General features: G+C 36.4%; 11 protein-coding genes and 2 tRNA genes. 4 read left to right on the forward strand and 9 right to left on the reverse strand.

The annotated features are described in order from the left end of the window. Nucleotides 1-231 precede the first annotated feature (231 nt). The 3 genes from feoB to BT999_RS00260 form a co-directional block, all read right to left on the reverse strand. On the reverse strand, nt 232-2,433 hold the full coding sequence (feoB, locus tag BT999_RS00250; protein ID WP_072695325.1) for a ferrous iron transport protein B: 2,202 nt from the start codon (nt 2,431-2,433) through the stop codon (nt 232-234). A gap of 46 nt (nt 2,434-2,479) precedes the next feature. Next, nucleotides 2,480-3,877 carry a 3-phosphoshikimate 1-carboxyvinyltransferase gene (aroA, locus tag BT999_RS00255; protein WP_072695327.1) on the reverse strand — a complete coding sequence of 466 codons (1,398 nt, stop codon included), beginning with the start codon at nt 3,875-3,877 and terminating at the stop codon, nt 2,480-2,482. Nucleotides 3,878-4,091: 214 nt separating this feature from the next. Next, nucleotides 4,092-4,901, reverse strand: a complete 810-nt coding sequence (locus BT999_RS00260) for an adenosylcobinamide-GDP ribazoletransferase (protein WP_072695329.1) — start codon at nt 4,899-4,901, stop codon at nt 4,092-4,094. A gap of 150 nt (nt 4,902-5,051) precedes the next feature. Between BT999_RS00260 and lepA the strand changes: the two genes are divergently transcribed. From lepA to lepB (BT999_RS00275), 3 genes are all read left to right on the forward strand, one after another. Continuing rightward, entirely contained in the window at nt 5,052-6,857 is a 1,806-nt protein-coding gene (gene lepA / locus BT999_RS00265) for a translation elongation factor 4 (protein ID WP_072695331.1), read from the forward strand. Nucleotides 6,858-6,990: 133 nt separating this feature from the next. Beyond that, nucleotides 6,991-7,611: a signal peptidase I gene (gene lepB / locus BT999_RS00270; protein ID WP_084650548.1), complete on the forward strand. Its 621-nt coding sequence runs from the start codon at nt 6,991-6,993 to the stop codon at nt 7,609-7,611. 77 nt (nt 7,612-7,688) lie between these two features. Then, nucleotides 7,689-8,303, forward strand: coding sequence for a signal peptidase I (lepB, locus tag BT999_RS00275; protein WP_178139289.1), 615 nt, complete (start codon nt 7,689-7,691; stop codon nt 8,301-8,303). Nucleotides 8,304-8,617: 314 nt separating this feature from the next. Here lepB (BT999_RS00275) and BT999_RS00280 read toward each other — a convergent pair. From BT999_RS00280 to BT999_RS12335, 6 genes are all read right to left on the reverse strand, one after another. Further along, a tRNA-Asp gene (locus tag BT999_RS00280) sits at nt 8,618-8,694 on the reverse strand. A 62-nt stretch (nt 8,695-8,756) separates the two neighbouring features. Then, a tRNA-Asp gene (locus BT999_RS00285) sits at nt 8,757-8,833 on the reverse strand. Nucleotides 8,834-8,972: 139 nt separating this feature from the next. Beyond that, nucleotides 8,973-9,944: a chemotaxis protein gene (locus BT999_RS00290; protein ID WP_072695337.1), complete on the reverse strand. Its 972-nt coding sequence runs from the start codon at nt 9,942-9,944 to the stop codon at nt 8,973-8,975. Between the two features lie 150 nt (nt 9,945-10,094). Beyond that, nucleotides 10,095-10,874, reverse strand: coding sequence for a prephenate dehydrogenase/arogenate dehydrogenase family protein (locus tag BT999_RS00295; protein ID WP_072695339.1), 780 nt, complete (start codon nt 10,872-10,874; stop codon nt 10,095-10,097). A gap of 168 nt (nt 10,875-11,042) precedes the next feature. Continuing rightward, nucleotides 11,043-11,282, reverse strand: a complete 240-nt coding sequence (locus BT999_RS00300) for a FeoA family protein (RefSeq protein ID WP_072695341.1) — start codon at nt 11,280-11,282, stop codon at nt 11,043-11,045. A gap of 303 nt (nt 11,283-11,585) precedes the next feature. Beyond that, nucleotides 11,586-11,909 carry a FeoA family protein gene (locus BT999_RS12335; protein WP_072695344.1) on the reverse strand — a complete coding sequence of 108 codons (324 nt, stop codon included), beginning with the start codon at nt 11,907-11,909 and terminating at the stop codon, nt 11,586-11,588. Between the two features lie 403 nt (nt 11,910-12,312). On the opposite strand from BT999_RS12335, the gene uvrB reads away from it, so the two are divergent. After that, the coding region (gene uvrB, locus BT999_RS00310) for an excinuclease ABC subunit UvrB (protein ID WP_072696073.1) at nt 12,313-14,225 on the forward strand (1,913 nt) is incomplete at its 3' end.

A 14,225-nucleotide genomic window follows, 5' to 3' on the forward strand; every position in this document is an offset into this window, starting at 1 on the left:
AAACGCAACTGATGTTTAAATGGTCTTAAAAGATAAAAGAATAAAGCCTCGAAATAATCAAATTTTTGGGGCTTTATTTATTTTTATTATATTAAGATAAATAATAAGAATAAATTAAGATTGATGAATTATTTTAATTGCCTGAAAACATAGTATAAAGTCCCGAAGAGAAGATTCTTTTTCGGGACTTTATTTTTTATAAACTAAGTTTACAATGTTGTTTTAACTGATTTAATTCAAAAACTTTAAACTAACTTGATAAACACAAACCGCCAATACATAAGCCAACGCCGTATTAAAAATGAGGCTGAAAAAAGTCCATTTCCAACTGCCTGTTTCTTGGCGAATTACAACCAACGTTACAATGCAAGGTGCATAGATTAAAACAAAAATAATTAAGCTTAATGCCGTTGCAATAGACCAACTTGGGTCGTTAGCCAAGCGAGCCGATAAGCTTTGAGTTGCTGAATCTTCATCGCCCGTATTGGTGATGGCATATGCCGTTCCGAGCGTTGAGACAATAACCTCTTTGGCGGCAGTTCCACCGATAAGAGCGATATTTGTTCGCCAGTCAAAACCGGCATATTGAGTAATCGGCTCTAAAAAAGTTCCTAAACGTCCGGCGTAAGTATGGTGAAAGGCTTTGGTTTTTAAACCTTCTAACTCAAGTAAGAGCTGTTTTTTGCTATTTTGCTCCGCATTTGTATTGTTTTTAAATTCTTCCAATTTTTGTTCGACAAGAGTAATTTGTGTCTCTGTTTTAGCTTGTTCTTCTTGGCTTAGTATAGGAAAGGTCATTGCTGCCCAAAGTAATACAGAAACCGCCAATAATATCGTGATCGCTCTTCTGATATATTCCCAAGTGCGTTCAATTGTATGAATGCATAAACCCAAGAGAGTTGGAAATCTGTAAGGTGGCAACTCCATTACAAAGGGTGTTGACGGTCCGCTGATCACTGTTGAACGTAAAATTCGGGCTACAATCAAAGCGATAAGCCAACCCAAGAGAGTGATGCCAAACATGATAATTGTTTGATATTGGCTAAAAAATGCTCCGATAATTAAAAGAAATACAGGTAGCTTCGCACCGCAATTCATAAAAGGAACGGTTAATACTGTTGCTAATTTTTCTCTTGGACTACGCAGGGTTCTTGATGACATTACTCCGGGAACGGCACAACCTCCGGCTATTCCCCCGGCAACTATAAAAGGCATGACCGAATTACCGTGTAGACCAAAGACCCTAAATATTCTGTCGAGCATGTATGCCATGCGTGCCATATATCCGCTGTCTTCGAGTATGGCAATCAGGAAAAAAGTAATCATAAGTAAAGGCACAAAAACCAAGACTCCGCCAACTCCGGCTATAATTCCGTCAACCACCAAAGATTTAAACAAACCGTCTGCCAAGTGTGTTGTGGCAAAATCACCGAGCCAGCCAAAAAGAGCTTCAAGCCACTCCATAGGATAAGCCCCAAGGGTAAAAGTAAGCTCATAAATCAGATAAAGAATTGCAAGTAAGATTAAAGGGCCAAAAAGTTTGTTGGTTAATACCTGATCGATTTTGTCCGAACGTGCGATACGTTCGGCGTTATTTTCTTTTCTTTGTACTATTCCGTTTCGCATTAATGAAGAGATAAACCCATAGCGATAGTCGGCGATAACCGCTTCCGGAAAAGTTCCTAAAGTTGTTTGCAGGTGTTTTGTGAGTTCATTTACTTGAGTTTCCAAAAAGTTATGTAATTCAAGGTTTTGTTTGGCGATCTGTTGTTTAATATCAAAGTCATTTTCAATAAACTTTAAAGCTAACCAACGAGTTGGATATTGATTTATTAGTTCGGGATATTGGTTTATTTTTTCACTTAACTTGTCTAAAGTAAGGTCTATGTCTGTTCCATATGAAATAACTAATGGGGTTATTTTGTTTGCTTTTTTTTCTTCGGCAAATTTGATACTTTCCGCCAGAGCTGTTTTTAAGCCTTCTCCTGTTTTGGCGATTGTTTCTATAACCGGAACACCAAGTAGCTCGGAAAGTTTTTTGGCGTTAATGGTCATACCCTGTTCTTTGGCTTCGTCAATCATGTTGAGAGCCAAAACAACAGGCACGCCAAGTTCCATAATTTGTAAAACCAAATATAAATTACGTTCCAAAGCTACGGAGTTTAAAACCGCCAAGGCGACATCTGGTTTATCTTCGATTAAAACGCGCCTGGCAACAATTTCTTCTTGGCTATAGGCGGTTAAAGAATAAGTTCCCGGAAGGTCGATAAGCTCAACTTTGGTTTCATCAAGTTTGGTGTAACCAATCTTTTTTTCAACAGTAACGCCGGGATAGTTGACAACGTGTTGATGTGAACCGGTTAGGCTATTAAACGAGGTTGTTTTTCCTGAGTTTGGGTTTCCCGCTAAGGCAATAGTGAAGTGTTTTTCCATAGTGTTCTCTGAATTCTTGTCGTAAATCTTTTAGGTGAAGATTTTTTTATTTTTCGATTAAATTGTCTTGAACTATTTTCCATTTATCCCAGAAGTTTGGAAAAGACTTATTTACACAACTCGGGTCGTCAAAATCGGGTTTGATTTTGGCAAATTCGAGAAGGGAAAGACTCATGGCTATTCTGTGATCTTGGTGAGTCGATAAGGCTATAGTTCGAGCTGTTTTAGTTATTCCGCCGTAAATGATTAGTCCGTCTTCTTTTTCTTCGGCTTTAACTTCGGCGAGTCTTAAACTTTGAGCCGGAACGGCTATACGGTCGCATTCTTTGATTTTAAGGTGGGCAACATTATAAATATGGGTTGTTCCTTCGGCGAAAGCGGCAACAACAGCAACGGTTGGCACCAGATCGGGGCAGGCACTCATATCAACGCTTATACCTTTCAGTTTGGAAGGATAAACCGTAAATATTGTCAGTTCGCCGTCAGCTTTTTCTTCTATTTTTGCACCCATTTGTCTTAAAATAGAGACTATTGCCTTATCGCCCTGAAGAGAGTTTGCTTTTAAGCCTTTAATTTCTAACGGTTTATTTCCGAGTATGCCGGCGGCAAAAAAGTAAGATGCGTTTGACCAATCGCCTTCAACGATATATTCACCGGCTTTGTAATCGGCTTCTTTTATTTTAATTCTTAAATTGTGGGGTTTAAAATCTTGAATTTCTCGCCAGTTAACAGAATTCCAATCGCCATTCGCATCTTTTAACTCTATATTAAACGGAATTTTATGTAATTCCAAAATTTCTAAAGTAAGGGCAACATAAGGAAAAGACACAACCTTATTTCCAATAATGTTAATTGTAATTTCTTGTGCTGAATCGTGTTTTTTATATTCCCGAGAGTTTCTTAGGGCGAAAGGGGCCGCCAATAATAAACCGGAAAGATATTGGCTTGATTCATCTAAGCTTATTTCGCAATAATGTTCTTTAAAACCTGAGGCGTTGATTATAATTGGCGGATAACCTTCGTTTTGTTCACAAATTACCTCTGCCCCTTGAATGCGCAAAACTTTAATCAGCTCTGCCAAAGGGCGTTCATGCATTCTTGGTGCTCCATGGACCCTGAACCAACCTTGACCTGCGCCGAGAATAGCGGTTAATAATCTGCAAGTTGTACCTGATTCATGCACATCACAAGACACGGGGTTTTCTTTTGTGCTGCTACCTTTTGGACAAGCATTAAGACCTTTAACCAAATAAGTTCCGGGTTTTTGTTTGCTGATTGTTGCACCGACAGCCTGAAGAATTGCCATTGTTTGGCTCAAATCACGGCTTTCTAAAACGTTATGTACAATAGATTCGCCGCTGGCAAGAGCAGCCGCCAAAACTGTGCGGTGTGAAACTGACTTTGAAGCCGGAGCTTCGATTGTAATAGTATTAGGTGTTGACATGGTTTCTCTTATTTTTTGTTAGCTGTTGATAAGGATAATTACATAAACAATCAATAATGAAATTTATTCTCAAAATTAAATAAGTGAATATTATAATTTAGTCAAGAGGCATTATTGAAATGATTATTTAGATAAAGATAAACGATAAGGTATCTTATTAAAAATAATATGTTATGTAAATGCTTTATGCTTTTGTTATTCTTAAATTTGAATTTTATTGATTAAAAATCAAACTAAATAAATAAACAGTTTCACCGCAAATAATACTTGTTCCCAAAAAATCTCCGTTAAAAACCTTATTGTCCCGTGAAATTTTTGACAATTTGATTAAGGTCAAACTTGTTCCCAAGCATAAAACAAACATCATTGTGCTTGAGGCTGTGTTAAATAACAACAAAGCTGCTAAAAGAAGAGTCGGGTATAAGTTGGTTTTGTTTACTCCGTTAACACAAAGTTCGCCGAGGCTTTGAGAATTTGGTTTTGCGCAAAATCCGCTTTTTGAGATAAAAGCGAGCAGTATAGCACAAAATCTTCCCCAAAACGGCATAAAAGCAAGCGTTAAACTTGTTTTAAAAAAGTGATCATAACTTGTAGAAAAAGATGTGTTTTCCAAATAAGTATAAAGCAACAAGATTTGAGCGAAAATTCCAAATATTAAACTTAATACGCCAAAAGCTCCGATATGGCTGTCTTTTAATACCTCATAAAATTTGCTTTTATTTACTCCGCAAGCGTCAGTTAAATCGGCAAGTCCGTCCCAGTGTAGGGCTTTGGTTATATAATAGAGCCAAAAAACATATAAAAATGCCGAGAATAAATTGGGTAAAGGGGTTATTAAAGTTAATCCCGTAATCAGGCTTATTCCTATAAAGCCAATGAACAGCCCGACTAAAGGATAATATTTTACAGAGTCTTGAATCTCTTCTATTTTATTGCTACATTTTATATAAAAACGTGTTAAAAAAGTAAGAGCAGTAAAAAATAGTCGCAATTCACAAGCGAAAAACGAGAGAACTTTATTCATATAATTAGCTTTATTTATTGTTTTAAAGATTGGACTTTTTTATGAGTTCAAGTTATAATTTCAGATTATTATTATACTATTAATTTAAAATTACCTTAATGTAATAAAAAATAATCTTTAATCATTTAACTCAATAAGAATTAATTATTTATGTCTAAACGGGAACATATCAGAAATTTTAGCATTATTGCTCATATCGATCACGGTAAGTCAACTTTGGCCGACCGTATTCTTGAAAAAACAGGGCTTATAACCGCCAGAGATCAACGAGATCAATATCTTGATCGCATGGATATAGAGCGAGAGCGTGGTATTACGATTAAAGCTCAAAGCGTACGTATACCTTATAAAGCAAAAAACGGCAAAGATTATATTCTTAACCTTATAGATACTCCCGGACACGTTGACTTTGGTTACGAGGTTTCTCGTTCTTTGGCGGCTTGTGAGGGTTCTTTGTTGGTTGTTGATGCAACGCAGGGTGTTGAGGCTCAAACCTTGGCAAACGTTTATCTTGCCCTTGAAAACAACCATGAAATCATTCCCGTTTTAAATAAGGTTGATTTGCCGAGTGCTGATGTAGATAAAGTTAAGGTGGAAATTGAAGAGGGTATCGGGCTTGATTGTTCTCACGCTGTTCCCGTTTCAGCTAAAACAGGGATTGGCGTAGAAGAGTTGATTGAAGATATTGTTGATCGTTTGCCCCCGCCCGAGGGTGATCCCGACGCCCCTTTAAAAGCCTTGGTTTTTGATTCATGGTATGATTCATATCAAGGGGTTGTTGTTCTTTTTAGAATGATAGACGGAAAAATCAGAAAAGGCGACCGCATAAAAATGTTTTCAACCGGTATTTCTTATGAAGTTGTGCGTTTGGGAGTTTTTTCTCCGGATATTTTAGATATCGAACAACTGGAAGCGGGTGAAGTAGGATTTTTCTGTGCAAACATTAAGGTTTTGAGTGATGCTAAAGTTGGGGATACCGTTACGAGTGAAAATAACCCGACTTTAACACCGATTGAGGGTTTTAAAGAGGCTAAACCAATGGTTTTTTGTGGCCTCTATCCTTCTGATAGTGTTGATTATGAACAACTTAAACAGTCTTTGGAAAAACTTCAGCTTAACGATGCTGCCTTTAGTTATGAACCTGAAACCTCACAGGCTTTGGGCTTTGGTTTTAGGTGTGGCTTTTTAGGGCTGTTGCATATGGAAATTATTCAGGAACGCCTTGAACGAGAGTTTCAAATAGACTTAATCGCAACGGCTCCTTCGGTTGTTTATAAAGTAGAGACAACGGACGGTAAAACTTTGATGATTGATAACCCATCAAAATTACCCGACCCCGGACGTATTGTTACTTTATATGAACCTTATGTGAGTATGGAAGTTCATGTGCCTAATGAATATGTGGGCAATATTTTAAAATTATGTGAAGAAAAACGCGGTATTCAAAAAGATATGCGTTATCTTTCGGCAACCAGAGTCGTAATCAGCTATGAATTGCCTTTTGCGGAAATAGTTTATGACTTTTTCGACCGCTTAAAATCAGGCTCAAAAGGCTATGCCTCTATGGACTATGAGTTTAGCGAATATCATAGTTCAGACCTTGTACGGCTTGATATGCGTATTAACGGTGATCCTGTTGACGCCTTGGCGGTTATTGTTCACAGAGAAAAAGCTTATTATTACGGAAGGGCGGTTGCTTTAAAGTTAAAAAGAACTATTCCGCGTCAACTTTTTGAAGTAATTATTCAAGCTTCTATCGGTAATAAAGTTATTGCCAGAGAACGCAATGCACCGATTGGGAAAAACGTAATTGCCAAATGTTATGGTGGTGATATTACTCGTAAACGTAAACTTCTTGAAAAACAAAAAGAAGGTAAAAAACGCATGAAACGCATGGGTAACGTTGAATTACCTCAAGAAGCGTTTTTAGCCGCCTTAAGACTTGATGATGAATAAAACTCAGTATACTTTTTGATTTTTTTATGTGATAATATGAAAAATGTATTGTTTAATTATGAAACTATTGATAGAGCAGTTTTTAAATAATATTGCATTATAAAATAAAATAAGCCGAGGCTCTTTTAAAATGATGGAACAAAGTAGAAATATTATAGTTGATTATATCGAAGCATTAGTGATTGCGGTAATTCTTGCATTATTTATTCGTGCATTTATTGTGCAGGCATATACAATACCTTCGGGTTCCATGAAAGATACTTTACTCATAGGCGATTTTTTACTCGTAAATAAATTTGCTTATGGCATTAAAATTCCTTTTACCAATAAAACAATTATAAATACGGGCGAACCACAACACGGCGATATTATTGTTTTCGCCAACCCTAATGACCCAGATAAAGAAGATTATATCAAAAGAGTTGTCGGGTTGCCGGGTGATGTGCTTGAAATGCGAGATCACGTTCTTTATCGTAACGGAGAAAAGGTTGATGAATCTTATTTAAGAGAGCTTGTACCCTATGGTTCAACTGCTGATAAAAGCAATTTTGCTTCTATTACAGTTCCACCCGATTCTTTTTTTATGATGGGTGATAACCGTGATGAATCATGGGATTCTCGAGGTTGGGGTTTTGTTCCGAGAGAAAAGCTAATCGGAAAAGCTTGGCGTATTTATTGGTCTTGGGACAAAGAAACCTCTTCGGTGCGTTGGGGGCGGATAGGTAGCTCAATGCAAACTTTGTCTAAGCAATAACATATTTTTCGTACTTGTATCGTGAACAAATAAAAGATGTTGTGATAGAAGCCATGTTAAAACAAGAAAATAAAAAAATGAATAAACGTCTTACAACAGCCTTAGTTGCTTTTGTTGTTGTCTTTGTGTTGGCCCAATTATTCAATTATTATATTATAAGGCTTTATCAGGTTCATTCAAATGAAATGCAATTAAGCGTTTTAGATGGTGATTATGTCTTGGTTAATCAAGTTGTTTATCGTAATCAACCAAGCATGCTTGATTCTTTTTATGATTTATTCGGAACAAAACAAGAAATTCGTAATGGTGATATTGTTTTGGTTGCGTTTAACGATAAGACAGACCGAAAATTTACCAAATTAAAATTGTTAAGAGTAATTGGCGTTCCCGGAGACCAAATTAAAATAGATAATAAAAAGGTCTTTAGAAACAGCGAAGCACTTTTAGAAACTTATGTCTCACACAGTGCTGCTGAAGAATTTTTGCCTTTAAGAGACGAAATGGAAGAGGTTATCGTTCCGGAAAAACAATATTTTCTTTTGGCTGATAATCGAGATATAGGTCAAGATTCTCGTGTCTTTGGTTTTGTTCCGAGAGAAAATATTATTGGTAAAGCAAGTTCTGTTTTATTTTCTTATGATAACGGTTATGGTTCTTTTCGTAATAAACGGACGTTTTTTGAATTAAAGTAAGTAGCTATTTGTATTTTACGAGTAAATAATTTCAGTAACTTTATTCTGAATTAACTAAAAATGATAAAAATAAGTTTAAGGGAAATTAAACGTTCCTTAAACTTATTTTTTTGTGCTTTAAGATATTTGATGTAATGTGTATACAGAGCATAAAATGATAACAAAGAACGTAAAAAGAGCTTTGTTATGGTTTTTAGGTTTAGAGCCGTTTTAAGTAATGTTCTGTGAAAAGATATTGTTGTTTATACAAAAATAAAAGGCTAAACATATAATATTTAGCCTTTTTTATTGACCTTTTTCGGTCTTATGAAAACTGGCGAAGCAGAAGGGACTTGAACCCTCGCCCTCCGGCGTGACAGGCCGGCGTTATAACCAACTTAACTACTGCTCCGTATATAAGAGCTATTACAATAATGTAACGGCTTAATTAACAAATAAAAATTATAAAAAAACTGGCGAAGCAGAAGGGACTTGAACCCTCGCCCTCCGGCGTGACAGGCCGGCGTTATAACCAACTTAACTACTGCTCCGCATATCAAAAGAGTTGTTACGCTCTTCGTCGGTAAGAAGATACTTTTATTGAAACTGATTGATTTTGTCAACAGTTTTTTTGTAAAATTTTAACATCTTTTATTTTTTTTGGGTTTTGTTTCATTATGTTGGGTTAATTTACTCTTGAATTGGGATAGGGGCTTTTTCGCTTGAGCCTTTATTAATTAAGTCGATAATTTTTGCACTGAGTTCTTGAAGGTCAGGTTTAGCAAACTGAGCGTCCGCTCCGACAGTTTCCCCTTTATGTTCAAGCTTGTCTGTAATTAGTGATGAAAATAAGGCGACCGGCAAAACTCGTAGTGAGGGAGTTTCTTTAATTTTTCGACATAAAGTCAGCCCGTCCATTTTAGGCATTTCAATATCAGTAATAACCGCTTGTACATAATTTGTAATCGGTTCTCCCGACTCTGCGATTTCTCGTTCCCACTGGGTTAGTTTGTCCCATGCGTCTTGACCGTTATTGACTTGAATAACTTTAAAACTTCCGCTGTTTTCCATTAATTTTTTAACAAGACTACGAACGTTGTTTGAGTCATCGCAATGTAAGACCGTAAATGTTCTATTGCTGTCTTTTGTCGCTTGGGCGATATTATCAAAGCGAATCGCCAATTTAGGGTCGAGATCGCCGACTATGCTTTCCATATCAAGTAAAAAAACAACACGCCCTTCAAGCCGTAAGACACCGGTTATTGAGCTTCCGCTAGTATGTTGTAAAAATGCACCGGGGGCTTCTACTTCTTGCCAACTGATACGGTGAATGCGGTTTACACCGGAAACCATAAAAGCGGTAATAACTTGGTTAAACTCTGTAACAATAATCTTGCAAGGTTCTTTTTCTATACGTTTTTTGCCTAGATATATTGCAAGATCAACTAAGGGAACAACTCGTCCATCACGGTGGGGGAAAGCACCCATAACGCTTGGGTGTCGCATTTGAGGAATAGCGGTAACTTGTTGCATTCTAATTATTTCGAGAACCTTGGCAACGTTAACACCGTAGTGTCCCCTATAGCCTTCTTCATCTATATAGAATTCTACAACTTCAAGTTCGTTTGTGCCTGTTTGCAACAAAATATTTGTTTGAGACATTAGCGGGTCTCCCGGTTGATTGTAAGCGAAAAAATATTTACGAATAACCTAATATTATACTATAAAAAATAAAACTGTCATATTATTCTTTATAATTATCTTGTTTTCAATAAAAAGGCAAATAAATATATTTTTTGGTTTGTAATATGCTTAATTTTCCCACCACCAACGAGCCTGTTTCAAAATTTTTTTTATATCTTTAGTTGCTTTGGCAAGGTAGGCTTGAAATTCTTCGACTGTTTCCTGGCTGCTTGGGTTATCGTTAAACATAGCACAAAATATTTCACCGTCTTCAGTAAGTGATTTTTGTGATGATTCTAAGCGTCTTTGAAAAGATGGGGTTAAAAAGTCGACATATTCAGGGTGGTTCGCCATCATGGCAAAGTAAGCCGCCGAAGTTATAAAGTTTAAGCCTTGAATCGCAGAGGCGGCTTTATCATGTATTTGCGGAGTAGTAATAAAGGGGGAAAATGACATTTGTCTAAAAAAATTAATAGACCACTCAACCCACTTTGTCGGACAATTGTCGGCAGGTGTTAAAGCGACTTTTAATTGAGTTGATGTTTCAATGTTTTTAGAAGAAATGCAAACTCTTTTTGCCCCTGGTCCAAAGAGAGGGTGAGTTCCTATAATCGGTCCTTGATAGTGCTGTTGCATTGTTTGCATAGGCATCACTTTAATTGAGCTTATATCCATCAAAAGCTTGTTATCGTCTAAATATGGAGTAATAAGCGACATTATCTCGCTTATTGCTTCGACGGGTGTACATAAAACGACTGCTACTGCGTTTTTTATTTCTTGTTCCAAGCGTTTTTTGCCTAAAGGGCGATCAAGACTTATGGCATTAAAGTCAGTATTATGAAGACGATCTTGTAAAAGTTGTCCCATGCGTCCATTTCCGCCGATAAAAACTATATTTTCTTTTTGCATTATTTAAACCATTAATTGAGTTAAAATCTGTTATGTTTTTTATATAAAAAAATCTTTATCTTAATATGTTTTGGTTACGCTAATTAAGATAAAGAATATTTATGTTATTTAAAGATAAAATCAATAGTTATATTATAAAAAAAATATTTTAAAGTTTTTTATAGCGTTTTAAGCAATATTAACGGTAATATAATCTGCTTCGTTATTACGCAGTGATAAAGTAAAACCTTTTAAGCGTAAGGCAACAGGGTCATTTAAAGGAGCCCTTCCGACTATCTCTATTTCTGAACCGGGAACTAGACCCATTTCTCTAATACGCCTACCGAGGTCGCCTTCGGCATTAACTTTATTCACAACAGCTTTTTGTCCTACTTTTAAAGAACGTAACCCAATTATTTCCTTAGTCATAATACTCTCTTTATTTCATATTAAACAAACCGAAATAGTAAAAACTCGGTTTTATTTTGTATTATTTTTTTCTATGTTCTTTCATGTCTTTGATTTTATCACAAACGGCTTTGTCTTTTTTATCTTTGTCTTGTAAACTACAAGATGTTCCGCAACCTCAGCCACCGCCTTTAAATCCGCTTAAAAAACGCATTAAGACAAAAATAATAGCAAAAACAACCACAAGGTAAACAAGATTGTCTGTAGACATAATTTCATTCTCTTTTTTATATTTTAGTGAAAATATATGCTTTAATAAAATTTTTATTCGTCTGTTTTAGAAAGTAATTTTTTTAAACAGCCGAAACCTCTCTTTTTTTTACAGCAACACTCTGATAAAGGTGTACATAAAATTTCAGAAGCGACATTATCGTCAATAACCAAGTTACACTCTTTGACTTTTACTGATAAAGCATTACAAATATGTTTAAGGTCGAGTTCTGTTCCGGGGGTAATTCCTAAGGCACAAAGCCGACTTCTTAAAGCCTTATCACAAGAAAAACCGGTAACTTTAACTCTTGCACCGTTTGGCATTTCGGATAAAGTACACGTTTTATCAGCTTTTGTTAAAGGATCTGTAGTGTCCATGGTTTGACCTTTTTGGTTGAGGCAGATTTTATTATATAAACAGCTACTTAATAATCCTGTCATCATTTGCTTAAATTTAACTATTCTGATAATGATTGTCAAGTTCTTAAACGAAAACAATAAAGAAAACTGATAGAGACTATTACAGAATCGTTTTAAGGCTGATTTTGAGAGGAAAACGCTTCCAAAAGCACGAATAAAAGATACTAATGTGGCTTTGCCTGGGGTAAACTTGGGGCTTTTGGGGAAATATAAAATCAAATTTAATTTTTCTGTAAAATGAGTTTTTTGTATTTTAAGATGTTTTATGCTTTGTGGGTATAGAGCATAAAACGATGGTAAAGAACTCAAAACGGAATTTTGCAACGATATAGAAATAATACTTTTTTAAAAGACATAAAATATGGAAAACAAAAAATTTATTTTACATAGTCCTTATGAACCTAAGGGCGATCAACCAACAGCGATCAATAGCTTGGTTGAAAATCTCAATTTAGGAATTAAAGACCAAATATTACTCGGCGTAACAGGTTCGGGAAAAACTTTTAGCGTGGCTAAGACTATTGAAAGGGTACAGCGTCCTGCTCTTATTTTAGCACCAAATAAAACTTTGGCAGCCCAGCTTTATAATGAATTCAAGTCGTTGTTTCCTGAAAATGCCGTTGAATATTTTGTCAGTTATTACGATTATTATCAGCCCGAAGCTTATGTTCCGACTTCTGATACTTATATAGAAAAAGATTCTTCCATTAATGATAATATTGATAAACTACGCCACGCCGCAACTCATTCGCTTTTAACCAGACGAGATGTGATAATTATTGCCTCTGTTTCTTGTATTTATGGTTTAGGTTCGCCTGAATATTATGCACGCCTCGTTATTCCGATTGAAGAAGGGCAAAAACTTGAGCTTGATGCTTTAATTACTCGTTTAGTGGAAGTACAATATGAACGAAATGATTATGATTTCCACCGTGGAACTTTTCGAGTGCGTGGTGATGCCCTTGAGATTATTCCGGCTTATCATCATGAACGTGCGTTACGCATAGAGTTTTTTGGTAACGAAATAGAAAGCATTCGAGAAATTGACCCGCTAACAGGCGAAGTTTTAAATAAAACCACCAAAACGGTTATTTTCCCTGCGAGCCACTATGTTTCTGATCGTGATAATTTGACCAGAGCTATGAGTGATATTCGTACGGAATTACAAGTTAGATTAAGTGAACTTCAATCAGATAACAAATTAGTCGAAGCTCAACGCCTTGAACAACGCACTCAACTTGACCTTGAGATGCTCCAAGAGCTTGGATATTGTAATGGAATTGAAAACTATTCAAGACACTTGGACGGGCGTGAACAAGGTTCGCCTCCTTCTTGTTTGTTAGATTATTTTCCGAAAGACTTTATATTGTTTGCTGACGAATCTCATATTACAATCCCACAGGTGGGAGCTATGTATAAAGGTGATATGTCTCGAAAATCAACTTTGGTAAGTTATGGTTTTCGTTTACCTTCGGCTTTAGACAACCGCCCTTTAGATTTTACGGAATTTTTGGAAAGAATAGATCAGAGCGTTTATGTTTCGGCGACTCCGGGGCGTTGGGAAACTGAAAAAGCCCAAGGTTTGGTGATTGAACAAATTATTCGCCCAACCGGTATTATTGACCCGGATATTGAAATTCGCTCGACTAAAGGACAAATCGAAGACCTGCTTACGGAATGTAAAAAGAGAGCGACTTTAAATCAAAGAGTTTTGGTTACGACTTTAACTAAACGCATGGCGGAAGAGCTGACAGATTTTTGTAATCAACATGAGGTAAAAACTAAATATTTACATTCTGATATTGATACGCTTGAGCGTATGGCGATTATTCAGGCGTTACGTCAAAAAGAATTTGATGTTTTGGTGGGAATTAACCTTTTGCGAGAAGGTTTGGATATTCCCGAAGTTTCGCTTGTGGCGATTTTAGATGCCGATAAAGAGGGGTTTTTAAGGTCAACCGGCTCTCTTATTCAAACAATTGGGCGGGCGGCTCGAAACTCAGGCGGGCGAGTGATTATGTATGCAGACAATATTACAAAGTCCATGCGGGCAGCCTTAGACGAGAGCGAGAGAAGACGCACTAAACAAATTGCTTATAACCTTGAACACAATATTACGCCAAAAAGTGTTGTAAAAGAGATAGATACAGCTTTTAGCTCTTTATTTATTCCTACGCAACAATCAACAAAGTATTACCCACTCGCTGAACCGGAAAACCCGGCAGCCTATGATCATAAGTCTATTGAAGACTTAGGTAAAGAAATTCAAAGGCT

It is taken from the genome of Desulfovibrio litoralis DSM 11393 (assembly GCF_900143255.1).
In the GTDB taxonomy this organism is placed as follows: Bacteria; Desulfobacterota; Desulfovibrionia; order Desulfovibrionales; family Desulfovibrionaceae; genus Frigididesulfovibrio_A; species Frigididesulfovibrio_A litoralis.

Excerpts from the sequence above, each read along its gene's own strand:
- feoB (WP_072695325.1), bottom strand. The coding sequence starts at position 2,433 with ATGGAAAAACACTTCACTATTGCCTTAGCGGGAAACCCAAACTCAGGA.
- aroA (WP_072695327.1), bottom strand. The coding sequence starts at position 3,877 with ATGTCAACACCTAATACTATTACAATCGAAGCTCCGGCTTCAAAGTCA.
- BT999_RS00260 (WP_072695329.1), bottom strand. The coding sequence starts at position 4,901 with ATGAATAAAGTTCTCTCGTTTTTCGCTTGTGAATTGCGACTATTTTTT.
- lepA (WP_072695331.1), top strand. The coding sequence starts at position 5,052 with ATGTCTAAACGGGAACATATCAGAAATTTTAGCATTATTGCTCATATC.
- lepB (WP_084650548.1), top strand. The coding sequence starts at position 6,991 with ATGGAACAAAGTAGAAATATTATAGTTGATTATATCGAAGCATTAGTG.
- lepB (WP_178139289.1), top strand. The coding sequence starts at position 7,689 with ATGAATAAACGTCTTACAACAGCCTTAGTTGCTTTTGTTGTTGTCTTT.
- BT999_RS00290 (WP_072695337.1), bottom strand. The coding sequence starts at position 9,944 with ATGTCTCAAACAAATATTTTGTTGCAAACAGGCACAAACGAACTTGAA.
- BT999_RS00295 (WP_072695339.1), bottom strand. The coding sequence starts at position 10,874 with ATGCAAAAAGAAAATATAGTTTTTATCGGCGGAAATGGACGCATGGGA.
- BT999_RS00300 (WP_072695341.1), bottom strand. The coding sequence starts at position 11,282 with ATGACTAAGGAAATAATTGGGTTACGTTCTTTAAAAGTAGGACAAAAA.
- BT999_RS12335 (WP_072695344.1), bottom strand. The coding sequence starts at position 11,909 with ATGGACACTACAGATCCTTTAACAAAAGCTGATAAAACGTGTACTTTA.